At 69.2% G+C, this 2202-nt stretch carries 3 protein-coding genes; all 3 read left to right on the top strand.

Going from position 1 to position 2202, the window contains the following annotated elements:
* Positions 1-37 precede the first annotated feature (37 nt).
* The 3 genes from FJY88_13780 (at position 38) to FJY88_13770 (ending at position 2188) form a co-directional block, all read left to right on the top strand.
* Positions 38-241, top strand: coding sequence for a hypothetical protein (locus FJY88_13780; protein MBM3288396.1), 204 nt, complete (start codon positions 38-40; stop codon positions 239-241).
* Positions 242-463: 222 nt separating this feature from the next.
* Positions 464-1825 carry a GTPase domain-containing protein gene (locus tag FJY88_13775; protein MBM3288395.1) on the top strand — a complete coding sequence of 454 codons (1362 nt, stop codon included), beginning with the start codon at positions 464-466 and terminating at the stop codon, positions 1823-1825.
* An 87-nt stretch (positions 1826-1912) separates the two neighbouring features.
* Positions 1913-2188 carry a hypothetical protein gene (locus FJY88_13770; GenBank protein MBM3288394.1) on the top strand — a complete coding sequence of 92 codons (276 nt, stop codon included), beginning with the start codon at positions 1913-1915 and terminating at the stop codon, positions 2186-2188.
* Positions 2189-2202 lie beyond the last annotated feature (14 nt).

The following is a 2202-nucleotide window of genomic DNA, read 5'->3' as shown; positions in this document are numbered from 1 at the left end:
CGCGGAGGAGGACCTTCGCCTCCGGGGACCGGGGGAGATGCTCGGCACCCGGCAGACGGGGATGCCGAGGCTTCGCGTCGCCGATCTCTTCCGTGACCGGGACCTCCTCGAGCGCGCCCGCGCAGAGGCCGAGGATCTGTCGGGCGCCGATCCGAACCTGCAGGAGGCGCGCCATCGGGCCCTCCGGGCGGAGGTCGACCGGCACGGGCGGGAGAGGACTCGACTTCTCGGGGTCGCGTGAGCCCGCGATCGCCTCGAGACGAGGAATCGACCCCTCCGGCCTGCGCTGAACCGCGGTTCCCTCCCGCTGCGGAGTTTTGCCCACCGGGAGAGGGTGGGCGGGGGGCAGTCCCGCGAGCCGATCCTGGACGGAGGCGGTGAAGAGGGGCGTGGGAGGGACCGATAAGTGAGGAGCGGGGGAGTGGGGGGGTCCCGAATCCACGATCGGCCTACAGGAGGGCTAATGGTGCTAGTCAGCTACTCGGGGCGAGAGATCAACGCGAAGCTCGTCTATTACGGCCCCGGACTCTCAGGCAAGACGACGAACCTGGAGTACATCTACACCGCGATCCCTCAGACGCACCGGGGGAAGATGGTCTCGATGAAGACCAAGACCGAGCGGACGCTCTTCTTCGACTTCCTGCCGATCCAGCTTGGGGAGCTTTCCGGATTCAAGACCCGCTTCCTCCTCTACACCGTTCCCGGCCAGGTCTACTACAACGCGACGCGCAAGCTCGTTCTGAAAGGCGTCGACGCGGTCGTCTTCGTAGCGGACTCGAAGCGGAGCAAGATGGACGAGAACATCGAGAGCCTCCAGAACCTCCGGGACAACCTCCGTGAGCACGGGCTCGATCTCGATCGGATCCCCTGGGTGATCCAGTACAACAAGCGGGATCTTCCGGATGTCTACTCGATCGAGGAGCTGGAGCGCGCGCTCAATCCCGGGCAGGTCCCGTGTTTCGAGGCGGCCGCGAAGTCGGGCAGCGGCGTTGTCGAGACGTTCAAAGCGGTCTCGCGGATGCTCCTCAGGCACATCTCTCAGGAGATCGGAGTCCGCGTCGTCCAGGACGGGGAGAAGGCGTCACGGGCGGAGGCGACGCAGGCGGCCGGGGATGCGCCCGGAAGCCACGAGGCCACAGCGGGGACGCGGCGGATGGCCGAGGAAGCTGCCCCGAGACCGGTGCCGGTTTCCTCGCTCCGAGGGCCGGCGCGGAGCCACGAGCGGATGCCCGAGCCGAAGGTCGTGGAACAACCCGGACAGAGGATCGCGCCTGCCGCTGACCTCCGGCCCGAGCCGTTCCGCGTGGAGATGGATGCCTCCGGCACGGCCGAGACGGTCGAGCCGGCTCCCCCGGCGCCCGCTCTGTCTCCATCGCCGGCGCCCGAGGAAGAGCCCGCCCATCTCGCGCCCCTGCCGGCGGCTGCCGAGGCCGGGAGGCTGCCGGTTGAACGGGTCGGCTCGAAGCTGCGCAGGTGGCTCTCGCGCCCGCGCGATGGCGAGGATCGCGAGGAGGGGCTCGGTCTGGAGCCGGAGCGTCGCCCGGCGCTTCCTCCGCCGTTTCCTCTCCACGCGCGAAGCGAGGAAGGGCCGCGGGAGCCGGCCGATTCGACCCTCTCGCTCGCCCGGCCGCCCGAAGGGACGACCGATCTCCCCGCGCGCGAGGCCGAGGCCTCCGGCGGGTGTCGAGAGGTGCCGATCCTCGTCGATCTGGATCCGGAAGATCTCCAGCGGGGCGTGACACTGAAGCTGCGCATAGCGGTCCGCAGAACGCCCGAGCAGGCGAGAGTTGCGGGCGCGTCGTCCAGGGAAGACCGCGCCGCCTGATTCCGAGACGATCTCCTTGACGCGGGGATTCAAGGCTCCGTAGATTGCGCCCCAGGCGGGTTCTTCCGCCGGGGGAATCGTGGAGCCATGCCTTCGGACGAACGGAGCCAGAAGAGGATAGAGGATCTGGAGCGGCGGCTGAAGTCGCGCTCGGCCGACCGTGACCTCGTCCTGCAGCTAGCCGATCTCTATGCGGCCGCCGGCCGCCACCAGCAGGTCGCGGCCCTGCTGGAGGGCAGAATCCTCGCGGACGGCGCCGACTGGGAGATCCTCGGCCGTTGCTGCGAGGCCTTCCGCCTGCTCGCGCAGCCGGGTCGAGCCCTCGAGCTGCTCGAGGCACATGCGGCGGAGAGCACCGATTAGGCCGCGTACTGGTC

The sequence above is a fragment of the Candidatus Eisenbacteria bacterium genome (assembly GCA_016867495.1).
GTDB lineage: Bacteria > Eisenbacteria > RBG-16-71-46 > CAIMUX01 > VGJL01 > VGJL01.
Note: the sequence above shows the minus strand (reverse complement) of the source record. Positions and strands in the feature narration are given on the sequence as shown.

Excerpts from the sequence above, each read along its gene's own strand:
- FJY88_13770 (MBM3288394.1), top strand. The coding sequence starts at position 1,913 with ATGCCTTCGGACGAACGGAGCCAGAAGAGGATAGAGGATCTGGAGCGG.
- FJY88_13780 (MBM3288396.1), top strand. The coding sequence starts at position 38 with ATGCTCGGCACCCGGCAGACGGGGATGCCGAGGCTTCGCGTCGCCGAT.
- FJY88_13775 (MBM3288395.1), top strand. The coding sequence starts at position 464 with ATGGTGCTAGTCAGCTACTCGGGGCGAGAGATCAACGCGAAGCTCGTC.